The organism is Mammaliicoccus sp. I-M35 (assembly GCF_022386455.1).
GTDB classification, from domain to species: Bacteria; Bacillota; Bacilli; order Staphylococcales; family Staphylococcaceae; genus Mammaliicoccus; species Mammaliicoccus sciuri_A.
Genome location: NZ_JAJNIL010000003.1, coordinates 101,322 through 118,277 on the forward strand (window position 1 = coordinate 101,322; position 16,956 = coordinate 118,277).

Consider the following 16,956-nt stretch of genomic DNA (forward strand, 5'->3'; position numbering starts at 1 on the left):
AAAGACATCAGCTTGGGAAGCTGATGTCTTTTACTTTAATGTATGCCTTGCATAAGTTTTTTAATTTTTGGCGTCATTGATAATACAATAAGTGAAACCACAATAGCGATTGCGCCGATTAAGCCAAAGTAGTTCTGTTGTCCTAACGGTTCAATCAATTTAACTAATTGTCCGTTAATACCTTGTGCTGTTGCATTTGTTAAGAACCAAAGACTAAGCATTTGTGCTGAAAAGGCTTTTGGTGCAAGTTTAACTGAAACACTTGATCCAGTAGGTGATAAACATAATTCCCCAATAACACATAGGAAGAAGCTGAGTACTAACCAAATTGGATTCATCAGTTCTGCTTGTTGCATCATCATTGCAATCATCATAGCAATAAATGAAATACCAGCAAACGCTAAACCAATTACAAATTTAAGTGGTGTAGAAGGATTGTATTTACCTAATTTTTGCCACAAGAATGAAATAACTGGTGCAAATAAAACAATGAAGATTGGGTTGATAGATTGGAACCAACCTGCTGGTATCACGAAATTAATACCATATGCATTTAAATCTAATTGGGTATGTTCTTGCGCGAATACACCAAGTACGTTTGATCCTTGTTCTTGAATGCTCCAGAATAAAACAGAAGCTAAGAACAATGGTACATACGCAAGTAATCTTGATTTTTCTGTTTGATCTATATCAGGGCTTCTATACATAATTGTCCAGTAAACAAATGGTATAACGATACCGATAATTAAAACAATTAAACTGATTGAATTAAATGTAAGATGACCTGTTAAATATAAAATAGCTAAAAGAATAACAATACCGATTGCACTATATGTAAACATTTTAGCGTATTTAACTTTTTCTTTATGATTGAGTGGGTTAGAAGGATGATTTTCAACTTCCCCAAGACTTCTTTTTTGGAATAGAATGTATGCTACTAAAGCTAAAAGCATACCGAAAGCTGCGATTGAGAATCCTTGGTGGAAACCAACGCTTACACGTACTTTGTCGATAATAAGTGGTGATAATAAAGCACCCATATTAACTGACATATAAAAGATAACAAACCCTGCATCTAATCTATTATCATTCTTATGATATAAACCACCCACAACATTTGAAATGTTTGGTTTCATAAGTCCCGAACCTACAATGATTAATATCATAGAAATAAGAAATGCACCTAAACCAAATGGTAAAGATAATACTAAGTGACCTAGCATAATAAGTACTGCACCGTACATTAATGATCTACGAGAGCCGAGTAATCTATCCGCTACCCAACCACCTAATATACCTGTCATAAATATTAATGAACCATACATGGCCATAATTTGTTGAGCTGTAACTTTATCTAAACCTAGTCCGCCTTGGCTGACAGTAAAGTATAAATAATACAGTAAAATTGCACGCATTCCATAATAACTAAAACGTTCCCAAAATTCTACAAAGAACAATATACCTAAGCCGCGAGGATGTCCAAAAAATCCATATTGAGGGACAGTTTCAACCATTTCCTCTCGCGTCATTTTGCCCATAAAAAATCGCTTCCTTTCTAAACTTCCCCCGATTGTCAGGTAAGTTTAAAGAACATTTTAACCCTATATGTTAGTAAATTCAATAAAATTTTAATAAGTTCTAATATTGTGAATATTCTAAAATAATTAATATATCATTAATAAGTATTTTTACACATATTAGTTGATTGTGTAACAGATACAGGGAGGGGGAGGATTTATGTATGGAATCTTGGTGATGTCGTTAGGGACAGAATTCCGAGAAATGTCCGTAAGAGAGGTTGTTAGGGACAGAATTCCGAGAAATGTCCGTAAGAGGCGTTGTTAGGGACATAATTCTGAGAAATGTCCGTAAGAGAGGGTGTTAGGGACATAATTCTGAGAAATGTCTGTAAGAGAGGTTGTTAGGGACAGAATTCTGAGAAATGTCCATAAGAGGTATTGTTAGGGACAGAATTCTGAGAAATGTCCGAAAGAGGCGTTGTTAGGGACAGAATTCTGAGAAATGTCCGAAAGAGGTGGTGTTAAGGACAGAATTCTGAGAAATGTCCGTAAGAGATGCTGTTAGGGACAGAATTCTGAGAAATGTCCGTAAGAGAGCGTCCACCTAATTACCAGAATTCGAAATAGTGGAAGTTAGAGCATTCTAATTACCAGAATTCGAAATAGTGGAAGTTAGAGCAATCTAATTACCAGAATTCGAAATAGTGGAAGTTAGAGCATTCTAATTACCAGAATTCAGAAAAATGGAAGTTAGAGTATTCTAATTACCACAATTCGAAATAATGGAAGTTAGCCGATTCTAACTACCACAATTCAGAATAATGGAAGTTACAGCATTCTAACTGCCACAATTCGAAATAATGGAAGTTAGCGGATTCTAATTACCACAATTCAGAATAATGGAAGTTACAGAATTCTAACTCCCACCAATCAAAACTTTCTTAATACTAAAAAAGGCAAGGACAACTTTTGTTGTCCTTACCTCGTAATTGGCTAGTTCTTATTTTACGCCGGCCATTAATGTTTTAATTTTTGGACTTGCTACAAGTAAGATGATTGAAATGATGATAGCGAATATACCTGAGTATAAGAAATAATCATTTGAACTAATACTTGTATAAATTTTTACCATTTGAGCATTCAAACCTTGAGCCATAGCGTTTGATAAGAACCAAACACTCATCATTTGAGCTGTGAATGCTTTTGGTGCTAATTTAGTCGTTGTTGATAATGCGATTGGTGAAATACAAAGTTCACCTAATGTTACTAATAAGAAACTTGCAAATAACCAAACTGGGTTAATTAATGTTGATGTATCTGATAATGGAACGACCATAATAATATATGAAAGTCCTGCTAAGAATACACCTATTGCAAATTTATAAACAGTAGGTGGGTTGAATTTACCTAATTTAACCCATAATACTGAGAACACTGGTGCTAAAATAATAATGAAGAATGGGTTAAGTGATTGGAACCAAGCTGCTGGTATATTAAAATCAATTGCGCCACCTGTTAATTTAGCCATGCTTAATTGTGTCTTAGTATCTGCAAATTGTGCTAATACTGTAGAACCTTGCTCTTGAATCATCCAGAATGCTACTGCTGCAATGAATAATGGTATATATGCATATACACGTGTACGTTCATAATCTTCCGTCTTTTTACTTAATGAAATTTTTACGAAATAGTAAATTGGTAGAGCAACACCAAGTATTGAAATAAAGTTTGCGAAATTAGGCAATGTTAATTGTCCGAATAGACTTAGGATGAAACAAACAATTGCGATAATTACGACAGTGATACCAACAATTTTGATCATTTTTTTCTTTTCAGAAGATGATAATGGATCGGGTACTTCGATACCAGCTAAACCTAAATATTTCTTGTTTGTGATGAAATAAATGATTAAACCGATGAACATACCAACTGCTGCTACTGCAAAACCAGCATGGAAGCCTACGTTTACTTGTAACCAACCGATTAATAATGGTGAAATTAAAGCACCTAAGTTGATTGACATGTAGAAAATAGTAAATGCTGAATCCATTCTTGGGTCATTCTTTTCATATAATAAACCTACTGTAGAAGAAATGTTTGGTTTCAATAATCCTGTACCAATAATTAAGAATAATAGCGCGATTAATAGCAATGTAAAATTATTTGGTAGTGATAATAAGATGTGACCAATCATGATGAGTATTCCACCGTAGAATAATGCATGACGTGTACCAGTAATTCTATCAGCAATCCATCCACCGATAACACCACTCATATAAACAAGTGCACCGTAGATTGAGACGATTTGAAGTGCTAAACCTTGATCAATACCAAAGCCGCCTTTTGCTACTGAATAGTAAATGTAGTAGGCAAGAATAGCTTTCATTCCATAATAACTAAATCTTTCCCAGAATTCGGTAAGAAATAATGTAGCCAAGCCTTTAGGATGACCAAAGAAACCTGTACGTGGTGTACTTTGGATAATTTCCTCTTTAGTATAATGTTTGTTACCCATTTTTTACTTCCCCTCATAATAAACTGTATTCAATTTTATAGATGTACTTAAAATTAGCACATGTTAAATTGTAATGCTTTCGCAAAATAAACACAAGGTAAAGATTAACAATATTCTTACAATAATGACTATTAAAAATAATAGCGTCAATAGTGGCAAGGCTTAAAATAAATGTGAACAAATTTTTAAATTTGTAAGCGTTTTCTTAATTGGTGAGTAATATGTTTTGAAATGTGAAATTTATGTATATTAAAAGCCGAGTCATGTTGAATATGACTCGGCTATATATATTGAATTATTATCTGTTGTCTATATTTTCAGGATATAAATCGTGGTTCATCATACGATACTCTGCCATTTTTTCGTATTTAGAACCTGGTCTTCCATAGTTTGTATAAGGGTCTATAGAAATACCTCCGCGTGGCGTGAATTTACCTAAAACTTCTATATAATGGGGATCCATTAATTCTATTAAATCATTCATAATAACGTTCATACAATCTTCGTGAAAATCACCATGGTTTCTAAAACTGAATAAGTATAATTTTAATGATTTAGATTCTACCATTTTGACGTTTGGTATATATGAAATATAAATTGTCGCAAAATCAGGTTGTCCAGTGATAGGACATAAAGAAGTGAATTCTGGACAATTGAATTTTACAAAGTAATCTCTACCTTGATGTTTATTGTCGAACACTTCTAATACTTCAGGTTTGTATTGATCATGATATTGATTGTTTTGATTCCCTAATAACGTAATATCTTTTAATTCGTCTTTGTTTCTTCCCTCTGACATTATGATTCTCCTTTATTAATTGCTTCTTTAGGTTTAGGATTTCTTTGGGCTTTCTTGAACATGTAATAGCCTGCTAAGAATATAATAATGTATCCTAGATAACTGAGTAAATCTGGTATTTCTTTAAATAAGATGAAACCAAGTATGGCACTGAATATGACAGATGCGTATACAAATATTGAAATATCTTTTGCTGCTGCGAAACTATAGGCAATTGTTATACCGAATTGACCAACTGTTGCAAAGACACCTGATAACAATAATATGATGACTTGTGAAAGTGTCATTGGTTCAAATGTAAAGATGACAAATGGAATTAATGCGACCGTAGAAAAGAATGAAAAGTAAAATACTGTTGTATATGATTTTTCACGTTGTCCTAAAGGTCGTAGGGCAGTATATGCACCTGCAGCAAAAATTCCAGATAATAAACCGATAATTGCTGGCATCATATCTGAATCAAATGTAGGCTTAATTATAAACAATGCACCAAGAATCGCTACAATCATTGCAATTACTTGATATTTGCGTGCTTTTTCATTTAAAAATATCGCGCAAAGTAGTATAGTCCAGAATGGGTTTAATTTCATTAACATATCCGCATCACTTAAAACCATGTGATCAATCGCATAAATATTGAGTAATACACCAATAAGTCCAAGTGTAGAGCGTAAAATGAGTAACGGTTGATTTTCTAATTTACCGAAAAATGGTGCTCTATACTTCATGACAAAGTAAATCGGTACAATCATTGCGATGAGATTTCTGAAAAGTGATTTTTGAAAAACTGGTAAGTCACCAGATAATCTGAAGAATACTGCCATTAAACTAAAACCAATCGAAGAAATGAGTATTGCAATTATTCCTTTTACTGTGGAATTCATGTAAACACCTTCTATTTTTTATCAATGAACATATATTATCATAATTCACTTTAAAAAGTATATGACTTGTTCGGTGATTGTTTTCGACAAATAAATTTTTATGAAAGCAATTTTCAAATGTTGATATAGCAACGCTTAGTCGAAACAAGGAGAAAGTCAACCCTATTTTTTTAAAATTTTTAAGGTATTATAAGTGTTATGAATCATTTAAAGTGCTATAATGAATCACATAATATAGTATGTGCTTATAAAACGTAACACTATATCTTGTGTTTTGTGCATTTGAAATAAAAATGAATAAAGTGTTCATTTTTTTGTATTTTTTATTTCATTTATACAGTTGAATAAGCATTTACATGTGGTAGGTGAAAGTTTATGAAGATAATTTATTACTCTTTAACTGGTAATGTACGACGGTTCATACAGAGAGCAGGATTGTCTGACACAATGGCTCTCACTGAGGCAAACAAGACAAATGAAATAAATGAACCATTTATAATGGTTACAGGTACAATTGGATTTGGCCAAGTACCTGATACTGTACAAGATTTTTTGAAAGTGAATCATCATAATCTTAAAGCAGTAGCAGGTAGTGGAAATAGAAATTGGGGACAGAATTTCGCGAAAGCTAGTGAAGAAATCGCGAATCAATATCATGTCCCTTTATTGATGAAATTTGAGTTACACGGTAACCAAGCTATAGCAGATGAATTTAAGGAAAAGGTGGTTAATCTCTATGAAAATGATAAACAAGCAAAAGAAAAATCATATTGAATTAAACAATAAAGTAACAAAGAGAAGAGAAGACGGCTTTTTCGATATTGAAAAAGATCAAGAAGCATTAGAAGTATATTTAGAAGAAATTGCAGAAAAAACAATTCAATTCAATGATCCTATTGAACGCTTACACTTTTTAGTTGAACAAGACTTTTATTATGACTTATTTAAAGAATATAGTGAGGCATCATTAAAAGAGATTAACCAGTTTGCAGATTCAATTCCTTTTCAATTTGCAAGTTACATGTCAGCTAGTAAGTTCTTCAAAGATTACGCTTTGAAGACTAATGATAAATCAGAATACCTTGAAACATATAAAGAACACGTTATTATTGTTTCTTTATATTTAGCTAAAGGTAATGTTGAACAAGCTAAACAATTTGTTGAAGGTATGATTGAACAACGTATTCAACCTGCAACACCAACTTTCTTAAATGCTGGTAGAGCTAGACGTGGGGAGTTAGTAAGTTGTTTCCTATTAGAAGTAGATGATAGCTTAAATTCAATTAACTTTATTGATTCAACAGCTAAACAATTGAGTAAAATTGGTGGCGGTGTAGCAATCAACTTATCTAAATTACGTGCACGTGGTGAAGCTATTAAAGGCATTAAAGGTGTCGCTAAAGGGGTATTACCAGTTGCTAAATCACTTGAAGGTGGCTTTAGTTATGCTGATCAACTTGGCCAAAGACCTGGTGCGGGTGCAGTATACTTAAACATCTTCCATTATGATGTATTAGAATTCTTAGATACTAAAAAAGTGAACGCAGATGAAGATATTAGATTATCTACTATTTCTACTGGTTTAATCGTTCCATCTAAATTCTTTGATTTAGCTAAAGAAGGTAAAGATTTCTATATGTTTGCACCACATACTGTTGAACGTGAATATGGTGTGACACTAGATGATATTAATCTTGATGAATATTATGATGAGCTAGTTGCAAATCCTAATATCATAAAAAAAGCTAAAGATGCACGTGATATGTTAAATACAATTGCTCAAACGCAATTACAATCAGGTTATCCTTATTTGATGTTTAAAGATAATGCGAATAAAGTACATCCTAACTCTAATATCGGACAAATCAAAATGAGTAACTTATGTACAGAAATATTCCAATTACAAGAAACGTCAATTATTAACGATTATGGAACTGAAGATGAAATCAAACGTGATATTTCTTGTAACTTAGGTTCATTAAATATTGTAAACGTGATGGAATCTAAGAAATTCCGTGATTCTGTACATATTGGTATGGATGCTTTAACAGTTGTATCTGATGATACAGATATTAAAAATGCACCAGGTGTAAGAAAAGCAAACAATGAGTTACATTCTGTAGGTTTAGGTGTTATGAACTTACACGGTTTCTTAGCTAAAAACAAAATTGGTTATGAATCAGAGCAAGCTAAAGACTTCGCAAATGTCTTCTTCATGATGATGAACTACTATTCTATTGAACGTTCAATGGAAATTGCGAAAGAAAGACAAGAAACATATGTAGATTTCGACAAATCTGATTACGCTTCAGGTAAATACTTTGAAAAATATATCCAACAAGATATTAAACCTGAATACGATAATGTTGCGGCATTATTTGAAGGTTTCGATATTCCAACTACAGAAGATTGGAAAGCATTAGCAGAAGCTGTTAAAGAACATGGTTTATACCATGCATATAGACTTGCTATTGCACCAACACAAAGTATTTCATATGTACAAAATGCGACAAGTTCTGTTATGCCAATTGTTGACCAAATTGAAAGAAGAACATATGGTAATGCAGAAACATTTTACCCAATGCCATTCTTATCACCTGAAACAATGTGGTATTACAAATCAGCATTTAATACAGATCAAATGAAATTAATTGATTTAATTGCAACGATTCAAGAGCATGTAGACCAAGGTATTTCTACAATTTTATATGTAAATTCAGAGATTTCAACACGTGAACTTTCAAGATTATACGTATATGCTCACCATAAAGGCTTAAAATCACTTTACTATACACGAAATAAATTATTAAGCGTTGAAGAATGTACAAGTTGCGCAATCTAATCAATTTAATTAAGATAGGAGATCTAATATGAAGGCAGTAAATTGGAATACACAAGAAGATATGACGAATATGTTTTGGCGTCAAAACATCTCACAAATGTGGGTTGAGTCAGAATTTAAAGTATCTAAAGATATAGCAAGTTGGGAAACATTAACAGAACCTGAAAAAAATGCTTTTAAAAAGGCATTAGCTGGTCTTACTGGATTAGATACACATCAAGCTGATGATGGCATGCCTCTAATCATGATGCATACTAAAGACTTACGTAAAAAAGCAGTGTATTCATTTATGGGTATGATGGAACAAATACATGCGAAAAGTTATTCACATATATTCACGACATTATTACCATCTAGTGAAACAAATGAATTATTAGATAAGTGGGTTGTTGAAGAACCACACTTGAAATATAAATCAGAAATGATCGTAGGTAATTATCATAAATTATGGGGTAAAGAAGCTTCAATTTATGATCAATACATGGCAAGAGTATCAAGTGTGTTCTTAGAAACATTCTTATTCTACTCAGGTTTCTACTATCCATTATATTTAGCTGGACAAGGCCGTATGACAACTTCAGGAGAAATCATCCGTAAAATTTTACTAGATGAATCTATCCACGGTGTATTTACTGGACTAGATGCACAAAGTTTAAAAAATGAATTGTCACAAGACGAACAAATTAAAGCGGATAGAGAAATGTATCGTATGCTTGATTTACTCTATAAGAATGAATACGAATATACAAAAACATTATATGATGAAATAGGATTAACAAATGATGTTATGAACTACGTAACATATAATGCGAATAAAGCATTAGCTAATTTAGGATTTGAACCATATTACGAAGAAAAAGCGTTCAACCCAATTATTGAGAATGCATTAAATACAAGTACTAAAAACCATGACTTCTTCAGTGTTAAAGGTGACGGTTATGTACTAGCATTAAATGTAGAAGCACTTAAAGATGAAGACTTCATCTTTGATGAAAAGTAAAATATTAAGTAGTAGTCTAGGACATGTATCTTGTCCTAGGCTATTTTTTATGAGAAATCAAAAGTTAACATATTTTTCAATATTTATTGGAATTTATGTGATATTTATTGTTTATAATGAAGATAATATATTGAAAGGTGGGTTATATTCATGAAAAGAATATTACTAGGGGTATTAACTGTATTGGTCATTTCTGTGCTAGCAGCATGTGGAAATGACAAGAAAGAGGATGAGCATCATCATTCAGAACATAAGTCTTCTGATAAACCTCAAGCTTTGGAAGTTGCTTTAGATGTGCCTAAAGAAGCTAAAAGTGGTGAAGAAGTAGAGCTTTCTGCAAAAGTGACACTTGGTGATGAAAAAGTAAAAGATGCAGATGAAGTGATGTTTGAAATCGTTAAAGATGGGGATAAAAAATCTTCAGAAATGAAGAAAGTTAAAGAAAATAAAGATGGTGTGTATACTTTAAAATATAAATTTAAAGAAGCGGGTCAATACAATGTAACAAGTCATGTTACTGCTAGAGATCAACACACAATGCCAAACAAAGACATTAATATAAAATAATTATAAAAGAGTGATGGAATTTAATTCCATCACTCTTTTTTATAAATAGCATTGCATTTAGTCATATTCTTCATTACAATAGAGATAATGATAATCGTTATCAACTAAAGAGAAGTAGGGTGTGTCATGGGAAAGTTTTTAATGCGTTTAGATGTTTTGATTATATTATTAGTAATTGCAACGTTCTTCTCTATTTTTATAGGTGTTTCAGAAGTAAAACCTTTACATATATTAAATTTAACTGACGAACAGAAGAACATTTTAGTGTCGAGTAGAATTCCGAGAACAGTCAGTATTATTATCTCAGGGAGTTCATTAGCTATTTGTGGACTGATTATGCAACAGTTAACAAGAAATAAATTCGTTTCTCCAACAACTGCAGGGACAATGGATTGGGCGAGATTAGGTATATTAATTTCTCTTATCGCGTTTCCAGAAGCCAATATACTACTTAAATTATTATTTGCTACATTATTAAGCTTATTTGGAACAATGCTATTTATGCAAATTCTCCGTAGAATTCAATTTAAAGATGTTATTTTTATACCGTTAGTTGGTATCATGCTCGGAAACATTGTGTCGAGTTTTTCTTCTTTTGTTGCATTACGTACAAATGCTGTACAAAGTATTGGTAATTTTATGCAAGGTAATTTCTCAATTATTACAAGTGGTAGATATGAAATTCTTTACATTAGTATTCCGTTATTGATTTTAGCGTTTATATTTGCGAATCAATTTACGATTGCTGGTATGGGTAAAGATTTCAGTGTGAATTTAGGACTTAATTATCAAAAAGTCGTCAATATTGGACTTATCATTGCATCAATTATTACAGCACTTGTTGTTGTAACAGTTGGTATGATGCCATTCTTAGGATTAATTATTCCTAACTTAGTTTCAATATTCAGAGGAGATCATTTGAAAAATGCATTGCCGCATACAGCAGTATTTGGTGCATTGTTTGTGATGATTTGTGATGTTATTGGAAGATTAATTATATTCCCTTATGAAATTACAATTGGTTTAACAATAGGTGTTATTGGTAGTTTCATATTTATAGTATTGCTGATGAAAGGACGTTCTAGAAATGCTCAATAAATTAACCCCCGTACATAAATTAATCCTTTTATCTGTGTTAACGCTATTAATTGCAGCACTTTATTTACTTTATAACATTAATCCTAATATATTGGAGTATCAATTAACCGGACGTGTTAGAAAAGTTATCGCAATGTTATTAGTAGGTGGCAGTATTGCAGTTTCAACGGTAATTTTCCAAACAATCACGAATAATAGAATTTTAACACCATCCATAATTGGTTTAGATGCAGTCTATATGTTTATTAAAACGTCTTTAATATTTTTATTTGGTTCCACATCGACTGTCGTACTCAATAATCATCTTAACTTTTTAATTACATTGGTAGGTATGATTCTATTTAGTTTATTCTTATTCCAAATATTGTTTAGGTCTAAAGATCAAAATGTATTCTTCATATTACTATTAGGTATTGTTTTTGGAACATTCTTCTCAAGTTTATCTAGTTTTATTGAAATGATGATAGATCCTGAAGAATTCTTATCAATACAAAGTGCAATGTTCGCAAGCTTTGGTGCAATAAATGAAGGTTTACTTACGATATCAGGCATTGTTTTATTAATTATGATATTCATTGCTTTTAAGATAAAGAACTACTTAGATGTATTGTCATTAGGGCGAGATCAAGCTATTAACCTCGGTGTTAATTATACAAATGTAACGAGATGGTTGATGGTTATGGTTGCACTACTTGTTACAATTTCAACAGCACTCGTTGGCCCCATTACATTTTTAGGTCTACTTGTCGTGAATTTAGCACATGAATTCATCAAAGAATTCGAACATAAATACATATTACCGGCTTCAATACTCATCAGTTGGATCAGCTTATTTTTAGGTCAATGGGTCGTGGAGCACGTGTTTGAAGGTAATACAGAAATCAGCATCATGATTAACTTTATAGGTGGCATTTACTTTATATTCTTAATTTTAAAGGAGCGTAATGTAGCATGATTAAAGTCGAAGGATTAACAAAAGCTTATCATCATCATAAAGTTGTTGATGAAGTAGATATAGAAATTGAAAAAGGGAAAATCACATCATTCATTGGTCCAAACGGGGCAGGTAAAAGTACGGTCTTAGCTATGGTTAGCCGCTTAATCGATAAAGATAACGGTAAAATTACGATAGACGATCAAGATATCGCTTCAATGAAAAGTAATGAGCTTGCTAAGAAGCTAGCAATTTTAAAACAAGCTAATCATACAGAACTTAAGATTTCAGTAAGACAACTTGTGAGTTTCGGAAGATTTCCATATTCAAAAGGTAAATTAAAAAAAGACGATCAAGATATGATTGATAAAGCGCTAGATTATTTAGGACTCACTGAAATTCAAGATAAATACTTAAGTGAGCTATCAGGCGGTCAAAGACAAAGAGCTTATATCGCGATGACGATAGCTCAAGATACAGAATACATTCTATTAGATGAACCATTAAACAATCTAGATATGAAACATTCTGTACAGATTATGAAAATCTTAAGAAGACTTGTGAAAGAAATGAACAAGACAATTGTAATTGTTATACATGATATTAATTTTGCTTCATGCTATTCAGATAGAATTATCGCGATCAAAGAAGGTAAAGTTGAAATCGCTGGTATTAAAAACGATGTTATTAATGAAGATGTATTACGTGACATTTATGACTTAGAAATTAAAATTCAAGAAATTAATGGTCAACGTATTTGTGTCTATTTTGATGATGAATACATCGAAGAAGAAGAAATTAAAACATTAGCTATGTAGCAAAATTGATATCACATTGAAAGGAGTGATGTTCGTAGTTTGTTGGGCAATAGGGTTTTGGACACATAATTTATCATAATATTTGAAGGAGAGACATCGATAATGAAAAAAGTTTTCAGTTTTATTTTAATTGCAGTATTATCAGTTGTACTTGTAGCATGTGGAAGTAATTCAAGTAGTAAAGAAAAATCATCAAAAGATGATACTAAGAGTGAGTCTAAAACAGTAGAAATCCAATCGAAATATCAAGTTCGTGGAGAAAAGAAAGATGGCAGTGATTCAAAAACTGTAGAAGAAAAAGTAAAAGTACCAGTTAACCCTAAAAAAGTTGTAGTATTAGATTACGGTGCTTTAGATACAGTTGAAGCTTTAGGTGCTAAAGATGCAGTTAAAGGTGTACCTAAAGGTGAAGGTGGCGCATCATTACCAAAATTCTTAGATGCATTTAAAGGTGACGACATTGTAAACACAGGTTCAGTTAAAGAAGTAAACTACGATAAAGTTGCAGAAATTCAACCAGACTTAATCTTATTCTCTGGTCGTACAGCTGGAACTGAAGTACAAGATGAATTGAAAAAAGCAGCACCAGATGCAGCACGTTTATACATTGGCGCAGATGATAACAATTACTTAGAATCAGTAGAAGAAAACACAACTAACTTAGGTAAAATCTTCGACAAAGAAAGCAAAGCAAAAGAATTAAATGCTGATTTAGATAAAAAAGTAAAATCTGCTAAAGATAAAGCTAAAAAATCAGACGACAAAGCAATGTACTTATTAGTTAACGAAGGTGAATTATCTACATACGGTCCAGGTGCTAGATTTGGTAGCTTAATCTTTGATGTATTAGGTGTTACACCAGTAGATAAAGATATTAAAGCAAGCAGTCACGGACAACCAATCAGTTATGAATATATCAATGAGAAAAACCCTGGAATCATCTATGCTATGGACAGAGGTCAAGCAATCGGTGGTAAATCAACTGCTAAGCAAGCATTATCAAACGACGTAATTAAAGATGTAGATGCAGTTAAAAACAATAAAGTTGTTAACGTAGATGCACAATTATGGTACTTAGCTTCAGGTGGCGTAAGAACAACTGAAAAACAAGTAGACGAAGTTATTAAAGGTTTAGAATAATAACATAAGAAAAGCATGGGACGCGATGTCCCATGCTTTTTTACTTACTCTAAAGGTTCTCCGATGATTCGAACTTCTCTTTTAAGTTCTACACCAAATTTTTCTTTAACGACTTTTTGAACGTGTTTAATGATGTTCTCATAGTCTGTAGCTGTTCCGTTATCGACATTAACGATAAATCCAGCATGCTTGGTAGAAACTTCTACGCCACCTATTCTATGGCCTTGTAATTCAGCGTCTTGAATAAGTTTACCTGCGAAGTGGTTTGGTGGTCTTTGGAACACACTTCCGCATGAAGGGTATTCTAAAGGCTGTTTATCTTCACGACGTTGTGTAAGATCATCCATAGTAGCTTGAATGGAATGAATATCACCATCTTGCAATTTAAAAGTTGCTTCTAGTACGACTAGGTGTTTACGTTGAACAATACTTGTACGATAGTCCAATTCTAAGTCTTCACCTTTAATGATATGCAACTGACCAGTATCATCTACTGCTTTAATATGGTCGATACAATCTTTGACTTCACCGCCATATGCACCAGCGTTCATATATACTGCGCCACCGACAGATCCAGGTATACCACAGGCAAATTCTAAACCAGTTAAATGGTGATCTCTTGCACGTCTTGAAACATCAATAATTGCTGCACCACTTCCACATGTAATAGATTGATTTTTCACCGTTATTTGATCGAATTGTAATAAGCTTATAACAATTCCTCTTATACCACCATCACGGATGATAATATTAGAACCATTCCCCAAAAATGTAAGTGGAATTTGATTGTTATAAGCAAATTCTATTATCTTTTGTACTTCTGTATATGAAGTAGGTGATAAGTAGAAATCTGCATTGCCACCAGTTTTTGTAAAAGTATATTTTTTAAGTGGCTCATTTACTTTTATAAGGGATTTTGGGAGAAATTTAGAAAGCTCCTCCAAAATTGTATGATTCTCCAACGCACGACGTCCTTTCTGTATTATGCTCTCACATTATTATATCAAGATTTATCATCTTAAGCGAATGGGTTATTTTTTATGTTTTTGAACAAGTTGTTGAAACCATTTTTGTTTTTGAGCTTCGTAATCTTTTATACTATTTGCTTCAAGTAAAGCAGCTTTCTTAAATGATTCAAATGATTGTATGACATCTATATCATTTGTTAAAAGTGACTCTACAGTTAAATAATCATATAACATTTGATTGTTTTGTTCAACAATATGTAAACGTGCTGTTTGCTTCAAGCTTATCATGTCTTGGAATTGAGCCATCATGACTTTTTTATTGTAACCATTATGTAATCGATATATGCGGTGATAATTGAGTCTTTTTTCATCAAGGCTTGTTATATCGTGAAGAGACTTAACTGTAACAAGTACATCTACGATGGGTTCTGTAACATATTGTGTTTGTTTCGTACCACCGATATGGAATACATCTATCACTGGCGTATCAAGTAAATGTATTAATAATTGTTGAATACTTTCAAAATTTAGTTTAAAATCATCTGATGATTGTAGTTGAATAAAGGGTTGTGGAAGTTTAAGCATAATAGCTCCTTTCTAAAATCCATGCATGAATATACTATATAACATTTTCATTATCCATGAAATTATGTATAATACAAGTGAAACAGGGGTGCAATGATGAAAATTAAATTATTTTATTTAATGATATTTGTTCTTGTTTTAATTATTGCAGCTTGTGGTAACGAATTACATTCAGATCTTCAAAAGTATAAAAGGGAAATGAAACCTATTTATAAAAAAGAGAATTCAATTCTGAAAGATATAGATAAATTAAGATTAAATCAGTTAGATCAACTTATTGGTACGGAAGTAACAGTTGAAAAACGCAAAGAATTGAATGAACTTCAAGATAAACTTGAAAAGCAAATTATACCTGAAGTTAAAGATCTTAGTAAACAAGCTCATAATATAAATGTAAGCACAAATGAGGTTCAAGATGCTCATAATATTTACATGAGTAATATAGCAAAGAAAGAAAAAACGTTAGAAGAATTAAATGAGTACATTTCATTATTTAAACAATCCATCCAATCTAATGAGAAAATATTAGACTATACAGATGTATTCGAACAGAATAAATCAGATGCAGAGAAAAATGCTAAATTAGCTAAAAATAATCCTGAAGATAAAGAAGATTATGATGCACTTGTTTCTGTTATTGATAAGAATAGTGAAGAATTAAGTACGAAAGCTAAATATTTAAATGATACTCAAAATGTGCAAGATAGAGCGGACTATATTGAGAAAGATATTATCCCGCTATTTTCTAAAAACATTAAATCACTGAATCAAACGAATATTTCATCTAAACGTGTCAATGAGATGAGACAAGCTCAAATTGAAGTGTATTATACTTTAATTAATTACTATAAAGAACGTAAAAAAGGTATTCTTATTGAAGATAAACTTCAAAAAGTCCAAGTACAAAATGGCGTAAGTTCGCAATTTAGTTACTTAGGTAAAGATGAAAAGTACAACAAAGCGATAGATAGACTAGATAAATAAAACACACCAAATACATTGTTTTATGTAATCGGTGTGTTTTATTTTATTGCTTATCAATTGGATCTTTAGGTTTGTCTTTGTTGCGTTTTGATAAATATATATTTTTACCTATAAGTGAAATGAACCATATAGAAAATGCTATTACAAGAATATACGATAATGCAGGTTGGTTTTTAAAATCAAATAAAAATAAGACAGAAATAATAAGTAAACATGCATTGATCGTATCAATCATACCCCATCTTTTAATAAGTACGGGTGAAGTATTTTTGGACAAATTTCGCACCTCCTTAATATATATT

At 31.9% G+C, this 16,956-nt stretch carries 16 protein-coding genes; 9 read left to right on the plus strand and 7 right to left on the minus strand.

The genetic code is table 11. The features are described from left to right. Positions 1 to 35: 35 nt before the first annotated feature. The 4 genes from LQ679_RS04745 to LQ679_RS04760 all read right to left on the minus strand — a co-directional run bounded on the left by LQ679_RS04745 (position 36) and on the right by LQ679_RS04760 (position 5,718). The gene (locus LQ679_RS04745; protein ID WP_037588709.1) at positions 36 to 1,538 is read right to left on the minus strand and encodes a peptide MFS transporter; all 1,503 of its coding nucleotides are present in this window, start codon (positions 1,536 to 1,538) and stop codon (positions 36 to 38) included. 982 nt (positions 1,539 to 2,520) lie between these two features. Further along, complete coding sequence (locus tag LQ679_RS04750; protein WP_239762207.1) at positions 2,521 to 4,035, minus strand: peptide MFS transporter; 1,515 nt, start codon at positions 4,033 to 4,035, stop codon at positions 2,521 to 2,523. A gap of 298 nt (positions 4,036 to 4,333) precedes the next feature. After that, complete coding sequence (gene queF / locus LQ679_RS04755; RefSeq protein WP_037588713.1) at positions 4,334 to 4,834, minus strand: preQ(1) synthase; 501 nt, start codon at positions 4,832 to 4,834, stop codon at positions 4,334 to 4,336. Then, positions 4,834 to 5,718: a DMT family transporter gene (locus tag LQ679_RS04760; protein WP_037588714.1), complete on the minus strand. Its 885-nt coding sequence runs from the start codon at positions 5,716 to 5,718 to the stop codon at positions 4,834 to 4,836. The genes queF and LQ679_RS04760 overlap by 1 nt, the downstream gene beginning before the upstream one ends. Before the next feature lie 375 nt (positions 5,719 to 6,093). Here LQ679_RS04760 and nrdI point away from each other — a divergent pair, with 375 nt between their 5' ends. The 8 genes from nrdI (at position 6,094) to LQ679_RS04800 (ending at position 14,117) form a co-directional block, all read left to right on the plus strand. Further along, positions 6,094 to 6,492 carry a class Ib ribonucleoside-diphosphate reductase assembly flavoprotein NrdI gene (gene nrdI / locus LQ679_RS04765; RefSeq protein WP_037588716.1) on the plus strand — a complete coding sequence of 133 codons (399 nt, stop codon included), beginning with the start codon at positions 6,094 to 6,096 and terminating at the stop codon, positions 6,490 to 6,492. Next, positions 6,455 to 8,560 carry a class 1b ribonucleoside-diphosphate reductase subunit alpha gene (gene nrdE / locus LQ679_RS04770; protein ID WP_126476669.1) on the plus strand — a complete coding sequence of 702 codons (2,106 nt, stop codon included), beginning with the start codon at positions 6,455 to 6,457 and terminating at the stop codon, positions 8,558 to 8,560. Before nrdI ends, nrdE begins: the two co-directional genes overlap by 38 nt. Positions 8,561 to 8,588: 28 nt before the next feature. Further along, positions 8,589 to 9,560, plus strand: coding sequence for a class 1b ribonucleoside-diphosphate reductase subunit beta (nrdF, locus tag LQ679_RS04775; RefSeq protein WP_025905415.1), 972 nt, complete (start codon positions 8,589 to 8,591; stop codon positions 9,558 to 9,560). Positions 9,561 to 9,710: 150 nt separating this feature from the next. After that, positions 9,711 to 10,127, plus strand: coding sequence for a FixH family protein (locus tag LQ679_RS04780; protein WP_025905416.1), 417 nt, complete (start codon positions 9,711 to 9,713; stop codon positions 10,125 to 10,127). A 126-nt stretch (positions 10,128 to 10,253) separates the two neighbouring features. After that, complete coding sequence (locus LQ679_RS04785) at positions 10,254 to 11,225, plus strand: ABC transporter permease (protein WP_025905417.1); 972 nt, start codon at positions 10,254 to 10,256, stop codon at positions 11,223 to 11,225. Further along, the gene (locus LQ679_RS04790) at positions 11,215 to 12,180 is read left to right on the plus strand and encodes an iron chelate uptake ABC transporter family permease subunit (RefSeq protein ID WP_037588720.1); all 966 of its coding nucleotides are present in this window, start codon (positions 11,215 to 11,217) and stop codon (positions 12,178 to 12,180) included. The genes LQ679_RS04785 and LQ679_RS04790 overlap by 11 nt, the downstream gene beginning before the upstream one ends. After that, entirely contained in the window at positions 12,177 to 12,977 is an 801-nt protein-coding gene (locus tag LQ679_RS04795; protein WP_037588723.1) for an iron ABC transporter ATP-binding protein, read from the plus strand. The genes LQ679_RS04790 and LQ679_RS04795 overlap by 4 nt, the downstream gene beginning before the upstream one ends. A gap of 102 nt (positions 12,978 to 13,079) precedes the next feature. Then, positions 13,080 to 14,117 carry a ferrated catecholamine ABC transporter substrate-binding lipoprotein SstD gene (locus LQ679_RS04800; RefSeq protein WP_159315307.1) on the plus strand — a complete coding sequence of 346 codons (1,038 nt, stop codon included), beginning with the start codon at positions 13,080 to 13,082 and terminating at the stop codon, positions 14,115 to 14,117. 44 nt (positions 14,118 to 14,161) lie between these two features. On the opposite strand, the gene murB is transcribed toward LQ679_RS04800, so the two are convergent. Together murB and LQ679_RS04810 are read right to left on the minus strand one after the other, a co-directional pair. Beyond that, positions 14,162 to 15,079 (minus strand): UDP-N-acetylmuramate dehydrogenase, encoded by a 918-nt coding sequence (gene murB, locus LQ679_RS04805; protein WP_025905421.1) that lies wholly within the window; start codon positions 15,077 to 15,079, stop codon positions 14,162 to 14,164. 69 nt (positions 15,080 to 15,148) lie between these two features. Next, the gene (locus tag LQ679_RS04810; protein ID WP_037588727.1) at positions 15,149 to 15,670 is read right to left on the minus strand and encodes a GrpB family protein; all 522 of its coding nucleotides are present in this window, start codon (positions 15,668 to 15,670) and stop codon (positions 15,149 to 15,151) included. A 96-nt stretch (positions 15,671 to 15,766) separates the two neighbouring features. Here LQ679_RS04810 and LQ679_RS04815 point away from each other — a divergent pair, with 96 nt between their 5' ends. Then, entirely contained in the window at positions 15,767 to 16,654 is an 888-nt protein-coding gene (locus LQ679_RS04815) for an EMYY motif lipoprotein (RefSeq protein ID WP_037588729.1), read from the plus strand. Positions 16,655 to 16,697: 43 nt separating this feature from the next. Here LQ679_RS04815 and LQ679_RS04820 read toward each other — a convergent pair whose 3' ends face one another. Further along, entirely contained in the window at positions 16,698 to 16,931 is a 234-nt protein-coding gene (locus tag LQ679_RS04820; protein ID WP_025905424.1) for a hypothetical protein, read from the minus strand. Between the last annotated feature and the right edge of the window lie 25 nt (positions 16,932 to 16,956).